Here is a 22,229-nt window from a genome sequence, read left to right as displayed (position 1 = left end):
CGAAATGCAACGCAATACGTTCTATGCGCCAAAATTCAGGCTGAACAGAAATAAAAAAGCCCCAACATGTGGGGCTTTCGCTAGATCAGGTCCTGAGGCGCTGATTTAGATGTTTTTAACCGCAACACTAGGCTCAAACTTAGGTGCTACTGCCAAATCTTCTGAAGGTGGAGCAAACTTAGTCAGGTCGATGCCTGCAACGGCTTGCTTGTACTCTTCGGTCGTCGGGAAGCGACCAAGAACCGTTGAAAGTACTACTAGCGGCGTAGAGCCCAGTAGTGATTCACCTTTCTTCTCAGCAGAGTCAGCTACAACACGGCCTTGGAAAAGACGTGTAGACGTAGCAATTACGGTATCGCCCGGCTCAGCTTTTTCCTGGTTACCCATACACAGGTTACATCCAGGACGCTCTAGGTAGAGAATATTCTCGTACTTTGTGCGCGCTGCTTCTTTAGGCTTATCATCGTCGAATTCAAAGCCTGCGTATTTCGCAAGTACTTCCCAATCGCCTTCTGCTTTTAGCTCGTCAACAATGTTATATGTAGGTGGTGCAACAACAAGTGGCGCTTTGAACTCTACAGAGCCGTTAAGCTTCTCCAGGTTACGCAGCATTTGCGCGATGATTTGCATGTCGCCTTTGTGCACCATACAAGAACCTACGAAACCAAGATCTACTGGTTTACCATCGTAGTAAGAAACCGGACGGATAACATCGTGAGTATAACGCTTAGATACGTCTTCGTTATTTACGTCTGGGTCAGCGATCATTGGCTCATCGATTTGATCCAGGTCGATAACCACTTCTGCGTAGTATTTAGCGTTGTCATCTGGTGCAAGGGCTGGTACTTCGCCAGACTTGATTTCAGCAATACGCTTATCAGCAAGGTCAATAAGGCCCTGAAGCATGTTCGCTTCGTTATCCATGCCCTTGTTGATCATGATTTGGATACGGCTTTTCGCAAGTTCAAGTGACGCAACCATGGTCTCATTGTCAGAGATACAGATTGACGCTTTCGCTTTCATTTCTGCAGACCAATCGGTGAACGTAAACGCTTGGTCAGCAAGTAGAGTACCGATTTGTACTTCAATTACGCGACCTTGGAACACGTTCTCGCCAGAGAACTGCTTAAGCATTTGCGCTTGAGTAGCGTGTACTACATCACGGAAGTCCATGTGCTCTTTCATGCTACCTTTAAAGGTCACTTTCACAGACTCTGGAATTGGCATTGCCGCTTCACCGGTGGCAAGTGCCAGTGCAACCGTACCTGAGTCGGCACCGAACGCGACACCTTTAGACATACGGGTGTGAGAGTCACCACCAATAATGATGGCGCGGTCGTCTACCGTGATATCGTTAAGCACTTTGTGAATAACGTCAGTCATTGCGTGATAAACGCCTTTAGGGTCACGGGCTGTGATCACACCAAAGTTGTTCATGAATGACATCAGCTTAGGAATGTTAGCCTGTGCTTTCTTGTCCCATACTGACGCCGTGTGACAACCAGACTGGTATGCACCGTCAACAATTGGAGATATGGTCGAAGCCGCCATTGACTCTAGCTCTTGGCAGGTCATTGGGCCGGTGGTGTCCTGAGAACCTACAATATTTACTTTAACGCGAACATCAGAACCCGCGTGAAGGGGTGCATCTGAGTTTACGCCTACCGCATTGCGGTTAAAGATTTTTTCTACAGCAGTAAGGCCTTGGCCTTCGTGTGATACTTCTTTAGACGCCGCGTATACCGCAGGAACTTCAACGCCCAGCGTTTCAGCCGCAAACGTTTGAAGTTGCTTACCAAATACAACTGCATAAGAACCACCCGCTTTCATAAACTCCATTTTCTGAGGAGTAAATGAGGCAGATACGTCAGCCAGTTCTTCTGAACCGTTGTAAAGCTTCTTCGCTTTGGTATCGATAGTCAGCACAGTACCAGTTGCTACAGAGTACGCTTCTTCAAGCACTGGGTCGCCGTTTTCATCACGAACCACTTCGCCGTTTTCGTCTGTTTTCTTAACCCAGTTTTTAAGGTCAAGACCAATACCACCAGTTACGTCTACAGTAGTCAGGAAGATGGGTGCGATGCCGTTAGTACCAGCAACAATTGGCGCTTTGTTTACAAAAGGAATGTAAGGGCTTGTAGGCTCACCAGCCCAAAGTGCAACGTTGTTCACACCAGACATACGTGAAGAACCTACACCCATTGTGCCTTTTTCAGCAATAAGCATCACTTTTGCGTTAGGGTGCTTTTTACCTAGCTCAACAATTTCTTGCTGCGCTTCAGGAGAAATCATGCACTGGCCGTGAAGCTCACGGTCTGCACGAGAGTGCGCTTGGTTACCTGGTGAAAGAAGGTCAGTTGAGATATCACCTTCAGCAGCGATATAGGTCACTACTTCAATTTTCTCTGGAACGTCAGGAAGCTCGGTAAAGAATTCTGCTTTTGCATAGCTTTCCAGCACGTCCTTAGCGATAGCATTACCCGCTTTATATGCTGCTTCAAGACGCTCAGTGTCAGCTTCATACAGATAAACTTGGGTTTTTAATACTTCCGCCGCTGGCTTAGCTACTGCTTCATCATCAGAAAGGGCCAGGTCAATGAGTACTTCAACAGATGGGCCACCTTTCATGTGCGAAAGCAACTCAAGGGCAAACTCAGGTGTAATTTCTTCTACTTTTTCTTCGCCAAGTACAATTTCTTTCAAAAAAGTAGCTTTCACGCCCGCAGCAGGAGTGGTGCCTGGCAGCGTGTTGTAAATAAAGAATTTCAGAGAATCTTCGCGATGCTCGTTGGTGGTGTCTTTGATCTGAGCGATGATTTCAGACAGCAATTCTGCACTGTCAATAGGCTTAGGGTGAAGACCAAGTTCCGTTTTACGGGTCTCGATCTCTGCCAAATATTCTGAATACAAACTCATAGGGTTCTCTCGGTCTTAGATTTACGTGAGCGTAGAGTTAAGTTGGTCTTAGCGATACGCACTTGGAAATGGCCAATAGTTTAACCGATTTTATCGCCTTGCGTAATAACTGAAGAAAAAGAGAACAAAAAAATCGCAATAAAAGAGGAGAAAACGGTTGTTTTCACCTGTGTATAAGGCGCAATACACACCTTTATCACGATTTCATATTTTGAATATATTTCTTGTGGATAATTTATCCAACTTGCATCTTAAGCGATTTTGAGCTTCTATAAATATCGGCCTGATAACACCATACACTTATGGAACTTCAGTCCCCATGCACGACGCTTACGTATCCTAATCTATATTCTACCGGAAGCTGGCGTTTGCCTTCTTGCTGGGCCACGCTAACACTTAACGACAACAGGGAATAACTTCATGATACCTAAAATGCCAATAGGCGCTATCGGCTTTGCAATAGCCTTTGCACTTAGCGGATGCAGTCAACCGCAAAATACTACAGCGCCAGACACACAATCTGAATCAAAAACAGAAGAAGTAGTGACAACCTACAGCGCAGAAACTTTCTTTGACACAACCTCTATCATGGGCAGCAGTTTTTCACCGGACGGCAAAAAAATACTCGTCAGTTCTGATGAAACCGGCATATTAAGTCTGTACGAGTTAGATATCGCCACCAGCGAGAAAAAACAACTAACAGAATTTGAAGATACCACCTACCCTGTTCGCTATTTCCCCAATGATGAGCGGGTATTATTTACTAAAGATGCTGGTGGTAATGAGCGATACCATTTGTACGTTCGAGAAGTTGACGGGACCGTTAAAGAGTTAACGCCGGGAGAAGAAACCCGCGCTAGCTTCAGCGGCTTTAATGAGGACGGTAGTGCATTCTACATGACTACCAACCAGCGCGACCCCAAATTCATGGATTTATACAAGGTAGATAGTGAAACTTACGAGATCACACCTGTCTATCAAAATACAATGGGACTGGATGTCAGTTCAATCAGTCCCAATGGTCGTTATATTGCTTTATTTAAAAGTAACACTAACCGCGACAGTAATACCTATATTTTAGATACCCGCTTAAAGACCTTAAAGCCACAACTTATTACTGCTCATGATGAGCCCGCTCAATACTCACCGGAAACGTTTTCCAAAGACAATCAATACCTGTACTACTCCACGGACGCGAAAGGCGAGTTCGGTCAGGTGTGGAAATACAACATAGAAACCGAAGAGCATAGCTTGGCTATTGAAGACGAGTGGGATGTGAATTTTGTCTATTTTTCACACTCTGGTCGTTACCGGGTTAGCGGCGTAAATGCTGATGCCAGTACAAAAGTAACCATACTGGATACCGACTCTGGAAAAGAAGTACTCATGCCACCCCTTCCGGCAGGCAGTTTACGAGGTGTTCGATTTTCTGATGACGACAGTCAAATGGCGTTCTACCTGAATGCCGACACTTCGCCAAGTAACCTTTATGTATGGGAAGTTGGCAACGCCGAGGCAAAGCGACTTACCGACACACTTAGTGACGACATTAACCCGAACGATCTCGTTGAAAGCACAATAGAGCGCTTTAAAAGTTTTGATGGGCTTACCATACCAGGCGTGTTGTACAAACCGAAAACCGCCTCTGCAGAGAACAAAGTACCGGCTTTAGTATGGGTTCACGGTGGTCCTGGTGGACAAAGTCGTACTGGCTATAGCGCCATGCAGCAACACCTTGTTAATCATGGCTACGCTATTTTCGCCGTCAACAACCGCGGTAGCTCTGGTTACGGCAAAACTTTTTTCCACCTCGATGATAAAAAGCATGGCACTGAAGATTTGCAGGACATCGTATATGGTAAGAAATATCTACAAACCCTTGATTGGGTTGATGATGACAAAATTGGCATCATTGGCGGTAGTTACGGGGGTTTTATGACTGCGGCCGCCCTTGCCTTCGAGCCGGACGAATTCGAAGTAGGTATCAATATATTCGGCGTAACCAACTGGGTGAGAACACTAAATTCTATTCCGCCCTGGTGGGAAAGTTTTAAAAAAGCGCTGTACGATGAAATGGGTGACCCTGCTACCGATGAAGCAAGACATCGCGCCATTTCCCCGCTCTTTCACGCCAGTAATATCACCAAGCCACTAATGGTTATTCAGGGCGCAAACGACCCACGTGTACTCCAGGTGGAAAGTGATGAATTGGTTGCTGCGGTCAAAGAAAATGGCGTTCCCGTTGAGTATGTTTTGTTTGACGACGAAGGGCACGGGTTTACCAAAAAAGCCAACCGGATTGCGGCATCTAATGCTTATCTGGCTTTCCTTGACAAATACCTCAAAGGCGAGACAACTGAACACCAGGAATAAACTTTCCTTAGGGGCGTTGCTTTAGACCCAGTAAGTCATCTCTTGCTGGGCCTTAACGGCTTTTTTTACAGATACGTAGAGCCAGACAGGTTAACCGCCCTGCATTTTAGAATAGAACAAGTTGAAAACCGGTAAGGATATGATTGTCTCCCTACACCGCTGGTAGCGACTCCAGAGACCATCGGGGTTTAGCGGCAGCGGACAAATCGCAAGTGTGGCCAGCCTTAAGCCTTTGCATGCCAGCGTAAGCAATCATAGCACCGTTGTCTGTACAAAACGCCAGGCTTGGATAAAACACTTCGCCTTTCATGTCTGTCATCATCGTGTCCATTGATGCCCGCAAATATGTATTTGCACTAACGCCTCCAGCAATAACCAGTCGTTTTTGCCCTGTTTGCTTGAGCGCACGTCGGCATTTGATGATCAGAGTATCCACCACCGCCTCCTGAAAAGCATAAGCTATATTGGCTTTGGTTTGCTCACTGCCATCAGCATCACGAATGGTATTGGCGGCAAAGGTTTTTAACCCGCTAAAACTAAAGTCAAGGCCTGGCCTGTCCGTCATCGGACGAGGGAATTTATAATGTCCGCCCTCTCCTTTTTCTGCCAACTTAGCCAGAAGTGGTCCGCCAGGATAATCAAGTCCGAGTAACTTGGCCGTTTTATCAAACGCTTCACCCGCGGCATCGTCAATAGATTCGCCCAACACTTCGTATTGTCCAATGCCCTGTACATTAACCAGCATCGAGTGCCCCCCCGATACCAACAGCGCTATGAAAGGAAATGCTGGCGCATTGGCTTCCAACATGGGAGCCAACAAATGCCCTTCCATATGATGAACGCCTACTGCGGGAATGTTCCATGCGTAAGACAACGCCCGGCCCACGGAAGACCCTACCAATAACGCTCCGACGAGACCCGGCCCCTGAGTAAAGGCTACGCCGCCAAGTTCGCTGCTATTAGTGTTAGCATCAGCGAGGGCTTTTTGAACGAGGGGGATAATTTTTCGTACGTGATCTCTGGAGGCAAGCTCGGGCACCACACCACCGTAATCAGCGTGCAACTTTACCTGGCTATAAAGTTCGTGAGACAATAGTCCCTGCGCGTCGTCATAAACTGCGACGCCAGTTTCATCACAAGATGTCTCAATACCCAAAATTCGCATAGATTACCCCACTAGCTGATTGCGGCGGCAAGTTTACCTCTAAATAGCCCCTCTGAAAATGGGCGATCGTGGCCTAAAGTCCACTTTTAAAGAATATTGTTTAATTTATTGCCAGCATCCGCTTTACAACTGACTCAGAAAAGAATAGAATTTCGCACCATTTTTAACCCGGGTGTCGATTTATCGCACACTATTCACGCCCGGCTAATTAGTAAATTTTTGAGGTGAGAATTTAATGCCTATCGTTAAAGTCAGAGAAAACGAGCCGTTTGATGTCGCTCTTCGTCGTTTTAAACGCTCTTGTGAAAAAGCAGGTGTATTGTCAGAAGTTCGTCGTCGTGAGTTCTTCGAAAAGCCTACTTGGGAACGTAAGCGTAAAAAAGCGGCTGCGAAAAAGCGCCACATGAAAAAGCTGGCTCGCGAAAACGCTCGTCGCGTAAAACTCTACTAAGATAGTGTTGGCTTTTAGCAAAGGTGCCTTATGGCACCTTTGTTGTCTCAGGCCTACGGAAACTTGTTTTCATCAAATTAGAGAATAAATCATGGCATTGATTGACGAATTAAAAAACGCACAAAAAGATGCAATGCGCGCTAAGGAAAAACTGAAGCTTGGCACCATTCGCATGGCTCTGGCAGCCATCAAACAAAAAGAAATTGATGAGCAAACTACATTAGACGACACAGCAGTGCTGGCCATTTTAACTAAAATGGTAAAGCAACGTCTTGATGCCGCAGCACAATACGACCAAGCTGGACGAGATGATCTCGCGACAACAGAACGCGATGAAATCACAGTGCTCGAATCATTTTTGCCACAACCGTTAACCGACGATGAAGTGTCTGCGTTAATCGACGAAGCCATGACCGCAACCGGTGCAGCAGGTATGCAGGATATGGGTAAAGTCATGGGTTATTTGAAACCCAAAGTGCAAGGGCGTACCGATATGGGCGCACTGAGCGGGAAAATCAAAGCTAAGCTAAACGCATAAGTTTCGTGTGGCGCAGCAATTCTTGTTGCGCCATCTGCTCTCCCTGATACAGTACCTTCTGTTTCTCATGAGTTCCAAGTGACATGTCTGGAAGAATTCCCCGCGACTTTATCGATGATCTCCTTGCCCGCACCGACGTTGTCGATGTTGTCGATAGCCGTGTCAAATTAAAGAAGGCCGGCAAAAATTATCAGGCCTGTTGCCCGTTTCATAATGAAAAAACCCCTTCGTTCACCGTAAGTCAGGACAAGCAGTTTTATCACTGTTTTGGCTGTGGCGCCCATGGCAATGCAATTTCTTTTATCATGGAATTTGATCGCCTGGACTTTGTTGAAGCGGTGGAAGATTTAGCCCGATTACACGGCTTGGAGGTTCCCCGGGAGCAAGGCAATCGCCCTGCCATGTCAGAAGAAAAACGGCAGCAACAGCAAGACGACTATGCACTAATGGAAAGCGCTGCACGTTTTTTTCAGCAGCAATTGCGACAGCATGCCAACAGTACTAAAGCCATCGATTATCTTAAAAACCGTGGGTTATCGGGCGATATTGTTAAACGCTGGGAAATTGGCTACGCACCGGATGAATGGGACGGTCTACTCAAGACATTCGGCAAGGACAGTCAGCGAATAAAACAACTTATCGAGTTGAAACTGGTGAATCAAAATGATCGCGGCAAAACCTATGACTTTTTCCGCGATCGCATCATGTTTCCTATCAGAGACAAACGGGGTCGTGTGGTTGGTTTTGGTGGTCGCGTTCTCGACGAAGGCGGCCCTAAATATCTGAATTCACCGGAAACCCGGATTTTCCACAAAGGCTATGAGCTATTTGGTTTTTATCAGGCTAAGCAGAGCCAACGGCACTTAGATAAAGTCATTATTGTAGAAGGCTATATGGATGTCGTCGCACTGAGCCAGTTCGACATTAATATTGCCACTGCGGCATTGGGCACGGCTACAACACCAGAGCACTTAAGCATGCTAATGCGCAGCACATCACACATTGTTTGCTGCTACGACGGTGACAGAGCCGGACGAGAAGCGGCGTGGCGTGCTTTGGAAAACGCATTACCGGCATTGAAAGACGGGGTAAAACTCACATTTCTCTTTTTGCCCGACGGGGAAGATCCAGACACAATGGTTCGCAAAATTGGCACGGATGCATTTCTCAATCTTACTGATGAGGCATTGCCTCTATCGAGGTTCTTTTTTGAATCCCTGTTAAAAAATCAGGAGGTTGGTACCCCAGAAGGCAAGATGGCATTGAAAGCAGCTGCGCAGCCTTTAATCGACCAGGTACTCGGAGATAATCAACGGGCCATGCTGCAAGAAGAGCTGGCGAAGCATGTGGGGGAATACGACCGTTTTCGTCTTCAACAGGATATACAACAAGCGAAACAGTCTAGCCAGCGGCCTGCGTATACCGGGAAGAGCCAGCAGAAAACCCAGATTTCCCCCGTCCGTACCATGGTGCGTCTGTTGCTGGACAACCCCGCCTTGGCGAACAAACATCCGTCTTGTGCGCCCAGTGTCCTGGCCAGCAGTGGCGTACCAGGAATCCATGTACTAATCGATATTCACCAGTATTGTCAGCAGCAGCCAAAGGCAACAACGGCACAGGTACTTGAAAACTTCCGTGACCATCCCCATTCTGCTGTCATTGCGAAGTTACTGTTACAGGAACACCTGATAAGAGAAGACGACGCAGACACAGTGTATTGCGACAGTTTCGCAAGGTTACTGGACTGGCATTTCGATAGCCGAATTGAAACTCTCATTTCTCGCTCTCGGGTTCAGCCGCTCTCGCAACAGGAAAAAACGGAATTAACACTGCTGATGAAGGAACGTCAGAAGTCATAAATTTGGCGTTTGTAGAAAAAACACGCTGAACATCTGGTCAAAAATGTTGTCTATCTGTTATACTGGTTAATTCGCTGCAGGCAGCTTTATCAATACACACGTTGGTTTTTTGCGAACCCGAATAGCCCTTGAGGCGCAACGTTAGGTGTATTGTCATGGCTAAGGAAGAACAGCAGCCAGTGTTCTGACAGGTGCGGTAACAAAACGAACAGCAAGCATGTGCAAGACGGTGTAGGCCGCTTTTGACGTGCTTTTTTGCTTAATAATTAAATGTGAGAAGTGTAGGTTATATGGCGCAAAGCAAGCAGTCTCAGATTAAACTCCTGATTGCAAAAGGTAAAGAGCAGGGTTACTTAACCTTTGCAGAAGTAAATGACCACCTGCCGCAAGATATTGTCGATTCTGATCAGATCGAAGACATCATTCGCATGATCAACGACATGGGCATCACCGTTTCTGAATCAGCACCAGATTCTGACGAATTGCTGATGCAGGAAACCACTGCCGATGAAGACGCTGCTGAAGCAGCTGCTCAGGCACTGGCGACTGTAGAGAGTGAAATTGGCCGAACGACAGATCCGGTCAGAATGTACATGCGCGAAATGGGTACTGTTGAACTACTTACCCGTGAAGGCGAAATTGAAATTGCCAAGCGTATTGAAGACGGTATTAACCAGGTTCAGTGCTCCGTTGCTGAATATCCTGAAGCGATTACGTATTTGCTCGAACAGTGGGATTTATACGAAGCCGAAGAAATTCGCTTAGGTGATATTATCTCTGGGTTTGTCGATCCAAACGAAGAACAAGATTTAGCTCCCACGGCTACCCACATCGGTTCTGAACTTCCGGCTGAAGAGCTCGACGACGATGACGATGATGATGAAGACGATGACGATGAGGATGAAGAAGATACTGGCGTAGACCCAGAATTGGCTCGCGAGAAGTTTTCTAAACTTCGTGAACAATATCTGAAAACCCGTGAAGTTATTGAATCAAACGGTCGTTCTGACAAGAAATCCCGCGAACAAATCGCCATACTGAGTGAAGTGTTCAAAGAGTTCCGCCTGGTGCCTAAGCAATTTGATCGCATGGTCAAGAACATGCGTGACATGATGGACAAGGTGCGTATTCAGGAACGCCTTGTGATGAAATATTGTGTGGTTAACGCGAAAATGCCTAAGAAAGATTTTATCAAGGCATTCGCGGGTAACGAAACCACCACCGATTGGCTTGAAGCAACGCTTAGCTCAGGTGCTCCTTATACGGGTATGTTGAACAACTACAAGGAAGACATTGAGCGTTCGGTTTCAAAAATGAATCAGGTAGAGCAGGAAACCGGCCTGGTTATCGCAGATATTAAAGACATCAACCGCCGCATGTCTATTGGTGAAGCGAAAGCTCGCCGAGCGAAGAAAGAAATGGTTGAGGCCAACCTTCGTTTGGTTATCTCTATCGCGAAGAAATACACCAACCGTGGCTTGCAGTTCCTCGACTTAATCCAGGAAGGCAACATTGGCTTGATGAAAGCGGTAGACAAATTCGAATACCGCCGTGGCTATAAGTTTTCAACCTATGCGACATGGTGGATTCGTCAGGCGATCACCCGTTCAATCGCTGACCAGGCGCGTACTATTCGTATCCCTGTTCACATGATCGAAACCATTAATAAACTGAACCGTATCTCTCGCCAGATGCTTCAGGAAATGGGTCGAGAACCTACGCCGGAAGAATTGTCAGAACGCATGGCTATGCCAGAAGACAAGATCCGCAAGGTACTCAAGATAGCCAAAGAGCCTATCTCTATGGAAACACCTATTGGTGATGATGAAGATTCGCATTTGGGTGACTTTATCGAGGACAGCACGATTATCCAGCCCCTCGATTCAGCCACAGGCGGCAGTTTGAAAGATGCCACCCAGGAAGTATTAGCGGGACTGACGGCCCGTGAAGCGAAAGTACTGCGTATGCGTTTCGGTATCGACATGAATACCGACCATACTCTGGAAGAAGTGGGCAAGCAGTTTGACGTTACCCGAGAACGTATTCGTCAGATTGAGGCCAAAGCACTTCGCAAGCTTCGCCATCCAAGTCGCTCAGAGCAACTTCGCAGCTTCTTAGACGAGTAATTCCGTGTAACTATCGCAAAAGCCACCGCAAGGTGGCTTTTTCATTTGCGGCATACCCCTGATTTGTTTTACCGTACTGAGGCTATTTAAATCTCAGGGAATGTTTATGCGCCTTCGCCATATCGAAGTTTTCCACGCAATTTACACCACAGGCTCCATTACTGGCGCCGCGAATATGCTCTACGTTTCTCAACCTTCGGTGTCAAAAGTATTGGCACATGCCGAACAGCAGTTGGGTTTCGACCTGTTCCACCGCAACAAAGGCAAACTTTCGCCAACAGCAGAAGCTGAAATGATGTTTCCAGAGATAAACAAGATTTATCAGCAACTCAATACAGTGAAGCAGTTGGCCCAGAACATTCAGCGAGGAAAAAGTGGCATGATAAACATTGCCGTAACACCTGCGCTGGGTTTTGATGTGTTGCCCAAAGCGATGCAAATATTCAATCAAAATCATCCGGATGTGGCGATTAACATCAAAACAGTTCACAACACCGAAGCGTTACAATCACTGCTCGAGCACAAGTGCGATGCTGCAATTTTGTACTCCTCCCCCAGCCTTCCAGGTGTTACTGAGCGAACGCTTTCGAGCCAGGAAATGGTTGTCATGTACCCCAAGCATGTATTCGACCAAGCTCCGGAGGTGATGAGCCTGCAGGATTTGCAAAACCAGGATATTATCGGTATTTGGGAAAGTGGCCCGTTAGGGGAAATGGCCTGGCGTCATATTGAACAGTCAGGTCTGAATATAAAAACGCATATTCAAGTAGATACATACTACATTGCCGCTCGCATGGTAGATGCAGGCCTTGGTTGCTGTCTTGTAGATCGCCTGACGGCAGAAGGGAACAAAACGGAAAAAACCGGCATAGCCCGCTTTGAACCCCAACTGCGATTCGACGTTAAGGCGCTCTCATTAAGCAGTCGTTCCCTCGCTAAAGTGTGCGATAGTTTTCTCGATACACTCACAAGTGTCATTACTTCCGGTGAGGAATAACCTTACGTTATAGGTCGCCCAAAGGAAGCTAATTATCATTGACCGCCTAACTTTTTAAGATGGATAACTATTTTGAATTGTTAGGAAATCACATGGTTTTAACTCCACCGTATTTGCTGTTTATTGGTGATGCCACCGACCCATTGAGTATAAAAATGGCGAAAAGCGTTGCAGATTGGAATCCGCAGGCTTGTGTTGGTGAATACAAACTTCCAGGCTGCACCGTGTCTACGGGTTGCCCTTCAATGAGTATTCAGGAAGGTGCATCAGCTGGGGCAAATACGTTGGTTCTGGGTTTTGCCAACAGCGGCGGTATTATTGATAGCGCGTGGATCCCCACCATTATCGAAGCAATTGAGGCGGGTATGCATGTTGTCAGCGGGTTACACGACAAACTCACTGACATCGCCGAAGTCGTTACAGCAGCAGAAAAGCACGGAAAAACACTTACTGACATCCGCCACCCGACAACACGATTTAACACGGGTAAAGGGTTTAAACGAACAGGAAAGCGCCTGCTAACAGTTGGGACCGACTGTTCCGTGGGTAAAATGTATACGTCCCTTTCTCTGGCCAATGCCTTGAATGCTACAGGCAAGAAAGCAACGTTCAGAGCAACGGGTCAAAGTGGCATTTTAGTAGCTGGTGAAGGCGTTGCTATCGACTGCGTTGTTGCAGACTTTATTTCCGGTGCTGTTGAAACTCTTAGCCCCGACAATGACGACGACCACTGGGATATTATTGAAGGCCAGGGGTCTTTGTCTCATCCGGCATTTGCTGGTGTTAGCCTTGGCTTATTACACGGTTCTCAGCCTGATGCACTGGTGATTTGTCACGCACTCAATCGTACTCACATGCGAGGGTTACCGCACTATCCCCAGCCTACGCTGGAAGATGTGATTGCCATGACAACCAAAGCCGCCAGTCTGACCAACCCAAATGTGAAAGTTGTGGGCATAGCGGTGAATACATCCAGTGTTTCAGAGGACGAGGCGCGGCAATATTGTGCGAAAACCAGTGCTGAATTTGGGCTGCCTTGTACTGACCCCGTAAGGTTCGGCGTTGATAGCATTGTGGAGCAATTGTAATGGCACTCTCTGTTTCGGTTGAACAAGAAAGTTTTCCTCTGGCACAGGTATTTAGAATTTCTCGAGGAGCTAAAACCGCTGCCGATGTAATTAAAGTAAGCATTTCTAACGGTACGCACACAGGTTGGGGAGAGTCTGTGCCCTACAACCGCTATGGAGAAACTCTCGACAGCGTTACAGCACAAATTGAAGCTGTTATTCCTGTACTCAATGACGTTACTGATCACAAAAAGTTGCCTGAGTTACTTCCTGCGGGTTCAGCGAGAAATGCTTTGGATTGCGCCTTTTGGGATTTAGCCGCAAAAGTGTCCGGACAACCAGTCTCCACATTGCTTTCGCTTTCTATCGCACAACAATGCTTTACAGCACAAACCATTAGTGTAGACACTGTTGAAAATATGCGTGCATCAGCGACAAAGTTGAAAGGCGCGCCACTCATCAAGGTGAAGCTCGATCCTGATTCCGTCGTCGAAAAAATTCAGGCTATTCATCAGGCAAGCCCGCAAAGCCAGCTTATTGTTGATGCCAACGAAGGTTGGTCAGTAGATGTGTTAAAAGCAGTCGCTGACGAACTAAAGTCTTGCAATGTTGTGCTTATTGAACAACCAGTTCCGGCAGACGACGATGCCGCACTAGAAGACTATCACTGCCCCGTACCCTTGTGTGCTGACGAGTCATGTCATACCAGCGACAATCTAGAAACCCTGCGTAAACGCTACCAGGCTATTAACATTAAACTAGACAAAACAGGCGGGCTGACTGAAGCCGTTACCTTATACAAGCACGCAAAAGCTATGGATTTCTCTATTATGGTTGGCTGTATGGTGGGCACCTCTCTTGCGATGGCCCCAGCCTATTTGCTTTGCGACGGTGCTGATTTTGTCGATCTGGATGGCCCTTTGCTCATCGCGAATGACAGACCAAACGGCTTTGTATTTGAAAACGGTAATATGTCCAGACCTGAGCAATTTTTATGGGGGCAATAGCCCCTATCATTCCCGTCGGAAAACGCTGCTAAGTAGCTTCCGCCAATCCCAGACTTTATAACAATTCTAAAAAGTAGAACGATTCATGAGAATTATGTCGCTTATTAATAGATTTGAGATGGAGTATCTTATATACATCGATTTACTAAAACCGTGTTTACAGGATGAATTATGAAAATTGTTGCTTTTGGTGCCAGCACCAGTCAAACCTCTATCAATAGAGCGCTAGCCACTTACGTAGCCCAACTGGTTGAAAACGCGGATGTTCGCGTTTTAGATTTAAATGACTATTCTGTTCCACTTTTCAGTGAGCAAATGGAAAAGGAAGTTGGCCAGCCTGAAGGCGCAAAACAATTTCTCGCAGATATTGCTTCTGCAGATGCATTAGTGATCTCTTTTGCTGAACACAATGGGCATTACCCCGCCGCCTATAAAAATTTGTTTGATTGGGCCACTCGCATCGAACGAAAAGTATATGCCGAAAAACCGGCGGTATATCTGGCCACCTCACCAGGACCAGGCGGAGCGAAATCAGTGTTGGGCGCGGCGACCCAATCGGCGGGTTTCTTTGGCGGAAATATAAAGGCATCGGTATCTGTAGCTAGTTTCTATGATGTTTTCGATTTAGAAACAAACTCAGTGAAAAATGAAGACGTTGCTCTACAGCTTAAACAAGCAGCTGCAGCGTTAACAGCCGAATAGCTATAAAAAAAGGGCAGTTACTACTGCCCTCTACACACTAAAAAATGAGCTAAAATTACCGCGAATATCTTCTACCGGCAAATACAGCTGCTAAGCCCATCAACATTAAGACAAATGACCCTGGTGCGGGTACATTTACACCAGCATTTCCACCCGGTGTGCCGTCATCAATGTTAGTGGTACCGTCGCCTGGCATCCAACTGGTGGAAATGTAGGAAAATCGAGGGCCGCCACCAGGCTGATCCGCCACATCAACCTGACTGAACAACTCTATACTGTTGTTCAAAAAGTCGGTATACATGCCGGTTGGCGCAATTGCTTCAGAAGGGACAGAACTCCAGTGATCCAAAATATCTGCAGCAGCAACGGCCACTTCATCGTTGAGTAGATCGTTGCCATAAAACACGCCGTCAGTTGACGGATAAGTAACACCTGAGAACGATGCCCCTGGTACTACTGCATTCAATACCTCATTGGCATCAACTTGACAACAATCGTGGTCAGTACCGATCATCATACCGCCACCGCGGGTAGCTAGCTGATTAATCTGGTTTACTAACAGCCCGCCCATTGCCGAGTTTGGTCCGGGGAAATCAGTTTCAGTACTATATGTGATGTTTCTAATATAGAGGGTGCCATCAAGCATTAAGTTTGATTTAGTGGCATAGTGAGCCTGCACTGCCGCTAAATCGTCGGCATTGAATTTCGAAGAACTGCTGGTTGCATCGAAAACAATAACATCATACATGTTAGTGTTTAATTCTGCTGCCAAGGTCCCGGCAACCTCACTACCCATATAAGTCGAGTCAAAGAATCCGCCGCCATTATAGTTTGTAAGGTAATCAGACATTTCCTCGCGCAACGCATTTGCAGCCTGTCCGCCGTATTCAGGGGTTGAATCCCACCAAAGCACAGATACAGGCGCAGCAGTTACAGTTGCTGGTATGAAAGCGCTTGCAAAAATTGCACCTAATAAATAATTTTTCATGCTAAATATCCTTTTAAAAAACAGATTACTTCGCCTTGAAGTAGCTTCGTACAATTACGGCAGTACATACCCAGGCTTTCCACTTTGTGCAAAGCAGAGTTCAGGCCAAAGTAGAAATCCTTCGGTATATCTTTAGGTTATTGAAGCGGGTATTCATTGTTCACACTTTGTTGTAAATCACTTCGACAATGAAAAAGTATTACTTGAATCTTCACCAAAACCTTTAAATTAACAATTGACTTACATCACTAAGGCACTACAAATATTCTGATTTTGTGACTGGCCTGGGTTAAAGTGGCGATTTATGACAAGAAAAGGCTATCCAGTGGACCGCGAATTTTGGCTAAATAAGTGGCAGAATAACGATACTCATTTCCATGAACCTGAAGCTAACCCGTTACTCACAGGGAATTTTCATCATCTCAATCTACAAGAAGAGCAGACGGTGTTTGTGCCACTGTGTGGAAAAACCCTTGATATATCCTGGTTAATTGCCCAGGGCCTGAATGTGGTGGGTGCTGAGCTCAGTCAGACGGCAGTAGAGCAACTATTTGAACAGCTTGGCGCTGAGCCCAAAATCAGCCATGAAGAAAACTTCCTTCGTTATGAAACCCATAGTGTCACAATCTTCTGCGGTGACATTTTTCATCTTTCGGCGTCATTGATAGGAAACGTTGACGCAGTTTACGACAGAGCTGCGCTGGTGGCCCTGCCTTTTGAAATGCGAAATCGCTACACCGAGCATCTGCGGGTAATTTCCAACGCTGCACCGCAATTATTGATCACCTTTGACTATGATCAGGCGAAGCTGAATGGCCCTCCATTCTCTGTGCCTGATAGCGAAGTAGAACAACATTATGTTTCCAGCTATTCCATTGCCCCTCTGTGCTCGAATTCTATTTCTGTTAAGGGAAAAGTACCGGCAACAGAGAGTGTCTGGCTGCTAAATCCTCGTTCTTAGTGCCTGTAGTAAAAATCCAACTCCATAGGAGGTGGTTTAACACTAACAATAAACTAAAACGGGCATTTGCAATGCCCGTTTCTTACTCGTGCGTACTTTACTCAAGTTCACCTTTGCGATAGGGAATTGCACTGTCTTGCTCTGCTAGTTTTTTCTCTCGTGCCTGGGGTGACCCTGTGTGGCGGGCGAGTGCGGCGTATGCTGTAGGCACAATGTAAAGGGTCATGAAAGCAGACACGATAACGCCGGCGAAAATCACCATTCCGATAACCATACGGCTTTCCGAGCCCGGTCCGCTGGCCAGAACTAGTGGTAAAGCACTAAACACAGTAGTAAACCCTGTCATTACAATAGGGCGAAGACGTTGTGCAGCAGCGCGTCGTAGGGCTTCCTCAAATTCAATACCAGCGTCACGCAACTGGTTGGCGAATTCTACGATCAGGATCCCGTTTTTCGCAGCTAAACCAATCAGCATAACAAGGCCTATTTGACTATAAATGTTTACCGTCATGTCAGATAAATACAAGCCAATAAATGCGCCTACCAGCGCCAATGGAACAGTAAGCATGATCACCAGAGGGTGGATCCAGCTTTCAAATTGCGCAGCCAAAATTAAGTAAGTAACTGCCAGGGCCAATGCAAATACAAAAATAAACGAGTTCCCTGCTTCATGATACAGCTGCGACTCCCCTTTGTAATCAATAGATACCTGATCCGGTAACTCAGTTCGGACGATCTCTTCCAGAAAGCTCAAGGCCTCACCTACAGTATATCCGGGTGCGAGATTGGCTGTTATGGTAATAGCCCGCATCCGATTATAGCGATTGAGCAGTGCCGACGTTGCTTGTTCTTCCACGGTAAGCAAGTTATCCATGGGAATAAGCTGGCCGGTGCGCTGTGAACGAACATAGAGGTTGTCGATACTGCTCGGACTGCGATAGTCAGCTTCTATCCCCTCCATGATGACATCGTATTCTTCACCTCTGTCGAGATAAGTCGACACTCTGCGCTGCCCCAGCATGACTTCCAGTGTGCGGCCAATGTCAGAAATAGACACGCCTAAATCTGCGGCCCTGTCCCGGTCAATGTTGATCAGAAGCTGTGGAGACGTGTCCTTGTAGTCTGAGTCCAGGCGAATAAGCCCAGGGTTTTCACCTGCCTTTTCCATAACAATATCCCGCCAGGCCACGAGGTTTTCATAGGTATCACCTTGCAGTACAAACTGAACCGGCCTTCCAGTTCCACCGCTGATACCACTGCGCATAATGGCAAATGCTCTGACGTCCGGCACGACCTCAAGCTTCTTGGATATCTCATCCATTAACTCAAAAGAGGTAAAGTCGCGCTCTTCCCACGGAATAACCCCGACTATTGCCACCCCGGCATTAGTTCCAAACCCTGGGGTTCTTACCAACAGACGGTTAATAACCCCTTCCTCGCGATAAGGCATAAGAATACTTTCTATCTGACTCAGGTTTTCAGCATTGCTTTCAAAAGACGAACCTTCCTGCCCTTGCATCAGAATAAAGAAATTTCCACGATCTTCGGTAGGTGTAAACTCGCTGGGGATTTTCGCTGACAGCTGCCAAATAAGCACCAGTGCAATGATGAATAGCAAGGTCATGACCCAGGGTTGATGAATAGTTTTATCAAGGCTGTTGTAGTAACCGCTCTCAATGCGTTTAAAGCGGTTATCCAGCCATTTGCCCAGCCCTTTTGAACGGGATTTTTTCTTCAGTAATTTGGATGCCATCATTGGCGATAACGACAGTGCCGTAAAGCTGGAAAATGCCACTGCTGCTGCCATAGCTAAGGCAAACTCGGTGAATAACCTGCCGATATTTCCCTCCAGAAATACCAGCGGGACAAATACGGAGATAAGCACCAACGTAGTCGCTATTACCGCAAATCCGACTTCCTTAGCTCCGCGGTATGCAGCCAGTAACGGCGGTTCTCCCAATTCAATCCTACGATAAATATTTTCCAATACAACGATGGCATCATCTACTACCAGGCCGATGCCAAGTACCATGGCGAGCAATGTCAGTAGGTTGATGGAAAAACCAAGCATGTACATCACGATAAACGCGCCGATCATTGAAATTGGTACTGTTACTGCCGGTATGAGAGTCGCTCTTACATTGCCAAGAAAGAGGTAAATCACCACGACTACCAGGATCATGGCGATAATTAGCGTGTTGTAAACTTCGTTTATGGATTCTTCTATGAAAACTGATGAGTCGTAACTTGGAACAATGAATATATTGTCAGGCAGGGTCTTTTCGATATTGGCAATTTGCGCTTTTGCTGAACGCACAACTTCAAGAGTATTGGCTTTCGACTGCTTGATAACGCCCATACCAATCATATTGACGCCATCACCGCGAAACTCGTTTTCGTCATCTTCAGGGGCCAGCTCTACTTTGGCTATTTCACCTAGTCGGACAAGATAGCCATCAGAACCCACCCCCACGGTAAGTTGTGAAAAGTCATCCGGCGTCAGATAAGAACGCGCTACCCTGACTTCAAAATCCCGATCGTTTGACTCAACTTCTCCAGCGGGCAACTCTACATTTTCAGAGCGGATCACCGATTCCACATCAGTGACAGTAATACCCCGCGCAGCCATGGCATTGCGATCAAGAAATACTTTCATTGCATACGTTCGCCCTCCCCCAAGCCTTACCCTGGCCACGCCGTCAGCAATGGACAAACGGTCTACTAAAAAACGTTCGGCATAATCGGTGAGTTCCATGGAGTTGAGGTTTGTACTGCGCAAGTTAAACCATACAACAACGTCTTCGTCGGAGTTTTCTTTCGACACTTCCGGCGGATCTGCCTGCTCAGGCAAGTTATTTAAAGCACGGCTTACCCGCTCTCTCACATCATTGGATGCCGCATCAATATCGCGACTAAGATTGAACTCAATGGATATAGAAGAGCGGCCGTTTCTGCTAGTAGAGGTGATATTTTTTATCCCTTCAATACCACTAATACGGTCTTCAAGCAGCTGAGTGATTCGGGTTTCAACAATATTGGCTGACGCGCCGTCGTAGTTGGTATTAATTGAAACAATAGGCGGGTCAATATCCGGGTATTCTCGCAGTGACAACATGCTAATTGCGACAATGCCAAAGATCACCACCAACAGGTTTATTACCGATGCAAAAACCGGCCTTTTCACTGAGACATCAGATAGCCACATAATTACTGTCCGCCCTGATTCAGAATACGAACCGCGGAGCCCTGCTGTACTCTCAAGGTGCCTTCGGTAACGATGACTTCACCTTCAGACAAGCCGCTGACTACTTGCACAATACCTGGCTTGCGCTCGCCGATAGTCACTTCTCTTTGCTCAACCGTGTCATCATTGACCACAAAAACATATTGCCTGTCTTGAACCGGCACAAGGGCTTTTTCCGGAATAACCAGGGTTTCGAGGACCCGTTTTTCAAGAGTAATTTGCAATAACATACCCGGGCGCAACTGCTTGTGGTCGTTGGCAATAATAGCCCTGACCATCACTGACCGGGACACCGGATCTATGCGAGAATCGATAGTACTGATGGCACCTTCGAATGAACGCCCTGGATAGGCCACAGAATGGGCAACTACACGCTGGCCGGGTAGTAAACTTGCCAGTTGCCCTTCGGCCACGCTAAAGTCAACTTTTATGACACTGATATCATCCAGGGTTGTAATCACATCACCGGGCTGAACCAAAGAGCCATTACTGATTTCACGTATGCCCAGCACGCCAGCAAAGGGCGCTTTAACCTGTAAATTATCAAGCTGAGCTTTAGCCACATCGCGCTGTGCCTGCAAGCTTTTCACCCGAGCTTGTTGCTCATCTACGATTTGCTCTGACGCAGCCCTCGTCTTCACCAGGTTTTCAACCCGTGCTAATTGTCTCTTTGCTTCGCTGATATTCGCTTCCAGCTCTACAATTCTGGCCAGTTCTTCGGCATCGTTGAGTTGCACGAGACGCTGGCCCGCTTTCACCTCTTCGCCATCGTCAAACAACACGCGTGTAACCCGCTCTGTTTGCTGCGCGGTGATGGTCACAGACTCATTAGCATTGGCTGTACCGAGCGCTTCTATGGTGATTGGAAAAGTTTGCAGATTGACGGTGGTCACTTTAACCGGCGTTGGTCGCTTTGCCCCACTTTGCTTTTCGGTGGTTTCGGGTAAATTGATGTAAACCAGGAAACCTCCCAACACAAGCGCACCCAAAATAAGCGGTGAGAGAATAGCTTTTTTAGACATGTAATGATTCCTATCAACAAACTCAGCCTTGGCGCATAAACGTTCTTAATCACCTTCAAATGCCTGGGCATCCTTACGGGAAAGTCCATGTATATTCGGGCTGGAAATATAATGTAAGTACGGTACGCAACTCGTTTTTTCTTGTTATACTGCCGCGCTTATTCTGTTACTTTAAAATTGCAGCGGCCCTCTTATTGTATGAGCTTTATTTTACCTACTCTTAAGTGTTTTAGGACGCGCTTATCAGTTGTATTGTTACTTTTACCGCTTTTTGGCTGCACAGAGCCTCCCGCCCCTGCGACATGCAGGAGTCAACAGCCGCCACAGCAAGTGAGTGGCACTGCTGCTTGTCTGTTGGTAGCAGACAATTCAGTTCTACTTTTGAAAGATCAGCAGTCGCTGTTGACCCTACCTTCTCTGAATACAACCCACGAACCAGATGCACAATGCGCCCTCCACCAACACATTTGGAATACAACCGGCATAAATGTTGAAGTGGGCAGTGCGCTTCTAATCACGAAAAAAGGGCTTACTATTTATCGCTGCAGTGAAGCGGCAGGACTCGCTGACATCACCGAGCCTTTTTCAACCCCTGGCTGGACGAATAACGATGTTACCTGGGTAAAACGCGACCCGTTTAATCTCACTATTAAAGCCATGCAAAACCGCGATCATTTAGTCCCACTGCGGGATGCCTTGATAAAACGGCAACAATCAAATGCACAAAAGAATAAGTCAGATGATTTCTGCGATTGTTGACCGCGACCTCGTCTGCTACTTTGTATAAATGAGATTGAGTAAGGAATCACTTCC

At 46.7% G+C, this 22,229-nt stretch carries 16 protein-coding genes; 11 read left to right on the top strand and 5 right to left on the bottom strand.

Going from position 1 to position 22,229, the window contains the following annotated elements; genetic code table 11:
• Nucleotides 1-105: 105 nt before the first annotated feature.
• On the bottom strand, nucleotides 106-2,916 hold the full coding sequence (locus ACXACM_RS07795) for a bifunctional aconitate hydratase 2/2-methylisocitrate dehydratase (protein ID WP_474820898.1): 2,811 nt from the start codon (nucleotides 2,914-2,916) through the stop codon (nucleotides 106-108).
• Between the two features lie 420 nt (nucleotides 2,917-3,336).
• On the opposite strand from ACXACM_RS07795, the gene ACXACM_RS07790 reads away from it, so the two are divergent.
• Nucleotides 3,337-5,289 carry a S9 family peptidase gene (locus ACXACM_RS07790; RefSeq protein ID WP_474820896.1) on the top strand — a complete coding sequence of 651 codons (1,953 nt, stop codon included), beginning with the start codon at nucleotides 3,337-3,339 and terminating at the stop codon, nucleotides 5,287-5,289.
• A 151-nt stretch (nucleotides 5,290-5,440) separates the two neighbouring features.
• Here ACXACM_RS07790 and tsaD read toward each other — a convergent pair whose 3' ends face one another.
• Entirely contained in the window at nucleotides 5,441-6,454 is a 1,014-nt protein-coding gene (tsaD, locus tag ACXACM_RS07785) for a tRNA (adenosine(37)-N6)-threonylcarbamoyltransferase complex transferase subunit TsaD (protein WP_474820895.1), read from the bottom strand.
• Between the two features lie 235 nt (nucleotides 6,455-6,689).
• Here tsaD and rpsU point away from each other — a divergent pair, with 235 nt between their 5' ends.
• The 8 genes from rpsU (at nucleotide 6,690) to ACXACM_RS07745 (ending at nucleotide 15,201) form a co-directional block, all read left to right on the top strand.
• The gene (rpsU, locus tag ACXACM_RS07780; RefSeq protein ID WP_070123829.1) at nucleotides 6,690-6,905 is read left to right on the top strand and encodes a 30S ribosomal protein S21; all 216 of its coding nucleotides are present in this window, start codon (nucleotides 6,690-6,692) and stop codon (nucleotides 6,903-6,905) included.
• Nucleotides 6,906-6,996: 91 nt separating this feature from the next.
• Entirely contained in the window at nucleotides 6,997-7,443 is a 447-nt protein-coding gene (locus ACXACM_RS07775; protein ID WP_474820893.1) for a GatB/YqeY domain-containing protein, read from the top strand.
• 83 nt (nucleotides 7,444-7,526) lie between these two features.
• Nucleotides 7,527-9,302 (top strand): DNA primase, encoded by a 1,776-nt coding sequence (gene dnaG, locus ACXACM_RS07770; RefSeq protein ID WP_474820892.1) that lies wholly within the window; start codon nucleotides 7,527-7,529, stop codon nucleotides 9,300-9,302.
• Nucleotides 9,303-9,592: 290 nt separating this feature from the next.
• On the top strand, nucleotides 9,593-11,428 hold the full coding sequence (gene rpoD / locus ACXACM_RS07765) for an RNA polymerase sigma factor RpoD (RefSeq protein WP_474820890.1): 1,836 nt from the start codon (nucleotides 9,593-9,595) through the stop codon (nucleotides 11,426-11,428).
• 106 nt (nucleotides 11,429-11,534) lie between these two features.
• Nucleotides 11,535-12,425 (top strand): LysR family transcriptional regulator, encoded by an 891-nt coding sequence (locus ACXACM_RS07760; protein WP_474820889.1) that lies wholly within the window; start codon nucleotides 11,535-11,537, stop codon nucleotides 12,423-12,425.
• A gap of 92 nt (nucleotides 12,426-12,517) precedes the next feature.
• A complete protein-coding gene (gene dgcN / locus ACXACM_RS07755) occupies nucleotides 12,518-13,513 on the top strand; it encodes an N-acetyltransferase DgcN (RefSeq protein ID WP_474820888.1) in 996 nt (331 codons plus the stop codon).
• Complete coding sequence (dgcA, locus tag ACXACM_RS07750) at nucleotides 13,513-14,499, top strand: N-acetyl-D-Glu racemase DgcA (protein ID WP_474820886.1); 987 nt, start codon at nucleotides 13,513-13,515, stop codon at nucleotides 14,497-14,499. Before dgcN ends, dgcA begins: the two co-directional genes overlap by 1 nt.
• A gap of 171 nt (nucleotides 14,500-14,670) precedes the next feature.
• Nucleotides 14,671-15,201: an NADPH-dependent FMN reductase gene (locus ACXACM_RS07745; RefSeq protein WP_474820885.1), complete on the top strand. Its 531-nt coding sequence runs from the start codon at nucleotides 14,671-14,673 to the stop codon at nucleotides 15,199-15,201.
• Between the two features lie 55 nt (nucleotides 15,202-15,256).
• Here ACXACM_RS07745 and ACXACM_RS07740 read toward each other — a convergent pair whose 3' ends face one another.
• A complete protein-coding gene (locus ACXACM_RS07740) occupies nucleotides 15,257-16,189 on the bottom strand; it encodes a hypothetical protein (RefSeq protein ID WP_474820883.1) in 933 nt (310 codons plus the stop codon).
• A 304-nt stretch (nucleotides 16,190-16,493) separates the two neighbouring features.
• On the opposite strand from ACXACM_RS07740, the gene tmpT reads away from it, so the two are divergent.
• Nucleotides 16,494-17,150, top strand: a complete 657-nt coding sequence (tmpT, locus tag ACXACM_RS07735; RefSeq protein WP_474820882.1) for a thiopurine S-methyltransferase — start codon at nucleotides 16,494-16,496, stop codon at nucleotides 17,148-17,150.
• Between the two features lie 97 nt (nucleotides 17,151-17,247).
• Here the strand turns inward: tmpT and ACXACM_RS07730 are convergent, their stop codons facing one another.
• Entirely contained in the window at nucleotides 17,248-20,355 is a 3,108-nt protein-coding gene (locus tag ACXACM_RS07730; protein WP_474820881.1) for an efflux RND transporter permease subunit, read from the bottom strand.
• 2 nt (nucleotides 20,356-20,357) lie between these two features.
• Nucleotides 20,358-21,416 (bottom strand): efflux RND transporter periplasmic adaptor subunit, encoded by a 1,059-nt coding sequence (locus tag ACXACM_RS07725; protein ID WP_474820879.1) that lies wholly within the window; start codon nucleotides 21,414-21,416, stop codon nucleotides 20,358-20,360.
• 330 nt (nucleotides 21,417-21,746) lie between these two features.
• Here ACXACM_RS07725 and ACXACM_RS07720 point away from each other — a divergent pair, with 330 nt between their 5' ends.
• Nucleotides 21,747-22,175, top strand: coding sequence for a hypothetical protein (locus ACXACM_RS07720; protein ID WP_474820878.1), 429 nt, complete (start codon nucleotides 21,747-21,749; stop codon nucleotides 22,173-22,175).
• Nucleotides 22,176-22,229: the final 54 nt, after the last annotated feature.

Source organism: Alteromonas sp. AWQ4_252, assembly GCF_056158205.1.
This window is presented reverse-complemented; position numbering and strand designations above follow the sequence as displayed.

What these genes read in the sequence shown, in the direction of transcription:
- tsaD (WP_474820895.1), bottom strand. Translation starts at nt 6,454, where the DNA reads ATGCGAATTTTGGGTATTGAGACATCTTGTGATGAAACTGGCGTCGCA.
- dgcA (WP_474820886.1), top strand. Translation starts at nt 13,513, where the DNA reads ATGGCACTCTCTGTTTCGGTTGAACAAGAAAGTTTTCCTCTGGCACAG.
- ACXACM_RS07730 (WP_474820881.1), bottom strand. Translation starts at nt 20,355, where the DNA reads ATGTGGCTATCTGATGTCTCAGTGAAAAGGCCGGTTTTTGCATCGGTA.
- dgcN (WP_474820888.1), top strand. Translation starts at nt 12,518, where the DNA reads ATGGTTTTAACTCCACCGTATTTGCTGTTTATTGGTGATGCCACCGAC.
- rpsU (WP_070123829.1), top strand. Translation starts at nt 6,690, where the DNA reads ATGCCTATCGTTAAAGTCAGAGAAAACGAGCCGTTTGATGTCGCTCTT.
- ACXACM_RS07760 (WP_474820889.1), top strand. Translation starts at nt 11,535, where the DNA reads ATGCGCCTTCGCCATATCGAAGTTTTCCACGCAATTTACACCACAGGC.
- ACXACM_RS07790 (WP_474820896.1), top strand. Translation starts at nt 3,337, where the DNA reads ATGATACCTAAAATGCCAATAGGCGCTATCGGCTTTGCAATAGCCTTT.
- tmpT (WP_474820882.1), top strand. Translation starts at nt 16,494, where the DNA reads ATGACAAGAAAAGGCTATCCAGTGGACCGCGAATTTTGGCTAAATAAG.
- ACXACM_RS07775 (WP_474820893.1), top strand. Translation starts at nt 6,997, where the DNA reads ATGGCATTGATTGACGAATTAAAAAACGCACAAAAAGATGCAATGCGC.
- dnaG (WP_474820892.1), top strand. Translation starts at nt 7,527, where the DNA reads ATGTCTGGAAGAATTCCCCGCGACTTTATCGATGATCTCCTTGCCCGC.
- ACXACM_RS07745 (WP_474820885.1), top strand. Translation starts at nt 14,671, where the DNA reads ATGAAAATTGTTGCTTTTGGTGCCAGCACCAGTCAAACCTCTATCAAT.
- ACXACM_RS07725 (WP_474820879.1), bottom strand. Translation starts at nt 21,416, where the DNA reads ATGTCTAAAAAAGCTATTCTCTCACCGCTTATTTTGGGTGCGCTTGTG.
- rpoD (WP_474820890.1), top strand. Translation starts at nt 9,593, where the DNA reads ATGGCGCAAAGCAAGCAGTCTCAGATTAAACTCCTGATTGCAAAAGGT.
- ACXACM_RS07740 (WP_474820883.1), bottom strand. Translation starts at nt 16,189, where the DNA reads ATGAAAAATTATTTATTAGGTGCAATTTTTGCAAGCGCTTTCATACCA.
- ACXACM_RS07795 (WP_474820898.1), bottom strand. Translation starts at nt 2,916, where the DNA reads ATGAGTTTGTATTCAGAATATTTGGCAGAGATCGAGACCCGTAAAACG.